This is a genomic window from Mesorhizobium sp. M2A.F.Ca.ET.039.01.1.1 (assembly GCF_003998035.1).
GTDB lineage: Bacteria > Pseudomonadota > Alphaproteobacteria > Rhizobiales > Rhizobiaceae > Mesorhizobium.
In genome coordinates this window covers 1-3,764 of record NZ_RZRY01000616.1, presented here as the reverse complement: position 1 = coordinate 3,764, position 3,764 = coordinate 1, and the positions used below count along the sequence as shown (strand labels likewise).

At 64.9% G+C, this 3,764-nt stretch carries 2 protein-coding genes; one reads left to right on the top strand and one right to left on the bottom strand.

The genetic code is table 11. The annotated features are described in order from the left end of the window. A partial coding sequence (locus EOA24_RS30470; RefSeq protein WP_127410409.1) for an acetoacetate--CoA ligase occupies nt 1–1,803 on the bottom strand: 1,803 nt, incomplete at its 3' end. 265 nt (nt 1,804–2,068) lie between these two features. Between EOA24_RS30470 and EOA24_RS30465 the strand changes: the two genes are divergently transcribed. Further along, a partial coding sequence (locus EOA24_RS30465; protein WP_133374682.1) for an AsmA family protein occupies nt 2,069–3,764 on the top strand: 1,696 nt, incomplete at its 3' end.

Here is a 3,764-nt window from a genome sequence, read left to right as displayed (position 1 = left end):
GATCCTGGCCGGCACGTGACGCGGGCTGGCGCCGGTGCGGATCCTGGCGCGGATGCGCTTTTCCAGATCCTCGTCCAGGGTCACGCCGGCGGCCAGCCGCGCGAACAGCACGACACGGACATCATTGTCGAAATCCTGGCCGATGCAGAGCGCCTCGAGGATTTCCGGCATCTGTTCGACCTGGTTGTAGATCTCGGCCGTGCCGATCCGGACCCCGCCCGGATTGAGCGTCGCATCCGAACGGCCATGGATGATCATGCCGCCATGCGCCGTCCATTCGGCGAAGTCGCCATGGCACCAGACATTGTCGAAACGCTCGAAATAGGCGGCGTGATACTTCTTGCCCTCGGGGTCGTTCCAGAAGCCGATCGGCATCGACGGGAAGGCCTTGGTGCAGACGAGCTCGCCCTTCTCCTGCCGGATCGGCTTGCCGTCGTCGTCCCAGACGTCGACCGCCAGGCCGAGACCAGGTCCCTGGATTTCCCCGATCCAGACAGGCTCGGTGGGAACGCCGAGCACGAAACAGGACACGATGTCGGTGCCTCCCGAGATCGAGGCCAGATGCACGTCCTTCTTGATGCCGTCATAGACGAAGCGGAAATCCTCCGGCGACAGCGGCGAGCCGGTGGAGGAGACGGTGCGCACGCTGGACAGATCGTGGGTCGCGATCGGCTTGAGCCCTGCCTTGCGAACGGAATCGATGAACTTCGCCGAGGTGCCGAAATAGGTCATCTGCTCGGCATCGGCGAAATCGAACAGCACATTGCCGTCGGGGTAGAAAGGCGAGCCGTCATAGAGCAAAAGCGTCGCGCCGGAAGCGAGGCCCGAGACCAGCCAGTTCCACATCATCCAGCCGCAGGTGGTGAAATAGAACAGACGGTCGCCGTCGAGCAGGCCGGCATGCAGGCGATGCTCCTTGACATGCTGGATCAGCGTGCCGCCGGCCGAATGCACGATGCATTTCGGGATGCCGGTCGTACCCGAGGAAAACAGGATATAGAGCGGATGCGCGAAAGGCAGCCGCTCGAAGCTGACGGTCTTTGCGGCGAATGGCGAGAGCGCTTCTTCGAGCGCGGTCGCCCCGTCGATGGTGGCGGCGACGTCGGCCGAGGTGCCGAGATAATCGACGATCAGCACCTTGCGCAGCGTGGTGAGCTTGGCCACCACGGCGCGCACCTTGTCGGCCACCTCGATCGCCTTGCCGTTGTACCAATAGCCGTCCGGCGCGATGAAGACGACCGGTTCGATCTGGCCGAAGCGGTCGAGCACGCCCTGCTCGCCGAAATCGGGAGAGCAGGACGACCATACCGCGCCGATCGAGCTCGCCGCCAGCATCGCGGCGATGGTGTCTGGCATGTTCGGCATCATGGCGGCGATGCGGTCGCCGGCCTTGACGCCGAGCGACAGGAAAAGCTGCTGCAGCCGCGAGGTCAGCGCGTGAAGCTCGTTCCAGGATAGCCGGCGCTCGACCTTGTCCTCGCCGCGAAAGACGATGGCAGGACCGCCGCCGGTCTTCTGCAAAAGGTTCTCGGCAAAGTTCAACTTGGCGTCAGGAAAGAAAGCCGCGCCGGGCATCCGCTCGCCGTCGATGAGGCCCCGCTCGCCTCTGTCGCCGACAAGCCCGCAGAAATCCCAGACCAGGCTCCAGAAAGCTTCTCGATGCTCGATCGACCAGCGGTGAAGTTCCGCGTAGCTGGAGAAAGCCTCCCCGACCTTCGCTGCCGCGGCCTTCATGAACGCGGTTAACGGCGCTGCGTCGATCCGCTCCTGCGTCGGGGTCCACAAAGGTGTGTCGGCGGCCATGATCGCTCCTCCCAAAGCGCGTCGCGAACGAGCCAGTTAAGCTCAACATCGCCTATGCCATCGTTCCAAAAACGGCGCGCAACCGTGGACCGGGGTCGTACGGTTCGCTTATGCATATTGCAGCGCAGCAGAGCAAGATTTTGTTCGCGCGACCCATGGCTGTCCCTGCGCAAATGCCATCGCAAGGCCATAAAGACTTGAAAAGCGTCGGCGCTCGGTTACACCGTCGGGCGATTTTGTCGGCAATAGAAGCATACGGGGCGAAATGCCATCATCTTTGATCCGGCGCGGGGTGTGGGCGATCGGCGTTGCCGTGCTCGTCATCGCGCTCGCGGTCGCGGCGCTGCCGCTGATTGCCTCGACCCGCATCGTGCGCGACCGCATCGCCTGGGAATTGAGCGCCTGGAGCGGCTTCAGGGTCACGATCGACGGCTCGCCGCGCATCGAGGTTTGGCCGAAGTTTCGGGCCATCCTCAGCGACGTGACCCTGTCGCAATGGACAGAGACCGACGCGCCGCCGGTGGTCGAGGCCGATCGCGTGGAGGTCGATCTCTCAGCCATGGCCGCCTTGCAGGGCGACGTCGCCTTCTCGACCGCAAGGCTGGTGCGCCCGACGATCAGGGTGCAGCGCATGGCGAACGGCTTCTATCTGCCACCGCTTCCGACCGGCGGGCGCATCACGCGCTCGATCGATACCGCGCGCGGTGTGGTCGCGGCCAACCCGCAGAAGCCAGACCTCGGCAGATTGCCTTCCGATCCGTTCGGCACCGTCGAGTTCCGCGATGGCCGCGTCGTGACGACGGCCGACGGCAAGGACACCGAAATCCTGAGCAGCCTGAGCGGCCAGGTGAACTGGGAGGCGATGAACAGCGATGCATCGCTGACCGCGACCGGAATCTGGCGCGGCGAGACCGTGCAGCTCGATTTCTCCTCGGCGAAACCGCTGGTGCTGTTTGCCGGAGGCGCGGCGCCCGTCACCCTCTCCTTCAAGGCGGCACCAGCGACATTCTCCTTCGACGGAACGGCCTCGATGTCGGACAATGCCTATCTGGACGGACAGGCCAAGTTCGCAGCCCCGTCGCTGCGGCGCGTGCTGGAGTGGTCGCAGGCCGGCCTCGCGCCGGGCGCCGCGATCGGGGCGGTCTCGGTCGCCAGCAAGGTGAACGCCTCGGCGGGGCGCGCGAAATTCGAGAACACGACCGTCACGCTGAACAACAATCCGGGCATGGGAGCGCTGGATTTCTCCTTCGCGGAAGGGCGCCCGGTGATCGCCGGCACGCTCGCCTTCGATACGCTGGATCTAAGATCTTTCCTGTCGGCCTTCACGCCCGTCGCGCCCACCAGCGAGGCCGGCCCAGGCGACATCGACACCAGCTTCGCCGACCGTATCAACCTCGACCTCAGGCTGTCGGCGGCGCATGCCATGGCGGGACCGGTGCAGCTCGCCGACGTCGCGGCGACCGCGCAGGTCAAGAACGGTCTTGCCGTCTTCGACATATCCGACGCGTCGGCCTTCAACGGCACCATCCAGAGCAGCCTGCGCTTCGACCGTAAGCCTGAGGGCACGCAGGTGGAGCTGCGGCTCCTGGCGTCGGATGTGGATACGGGAGCCTTTGCCACCGCGGCGGGAATGACGCGGCTGGTGCCGGCCGGCACCGGCACGGTGTCGGTCATCCTCAAGGGACCGGGCAAGGCGTGGAATTCGATTTTTGAGAATGCCGACGGATCGTTCTCCGCGACGTTCGGGCCGGGCACGCTCAACGGGCTCGACCTGCCGGCCTTCCTCAAGCGCAACCAGCAAGGCGGCTTCTTCGCGCTTGACGACGTCGCCAATGGTTCCCTGCCGATCGATGGCGCCGAAATCAAGGCAAGCATCTCGAAGGGCGTGGCGCGCCTCGACAAGGCCGAGATCAATGCGCAGAAATACAAAATCTGGCTGTCGGGCATCGCCTCCTACGCCG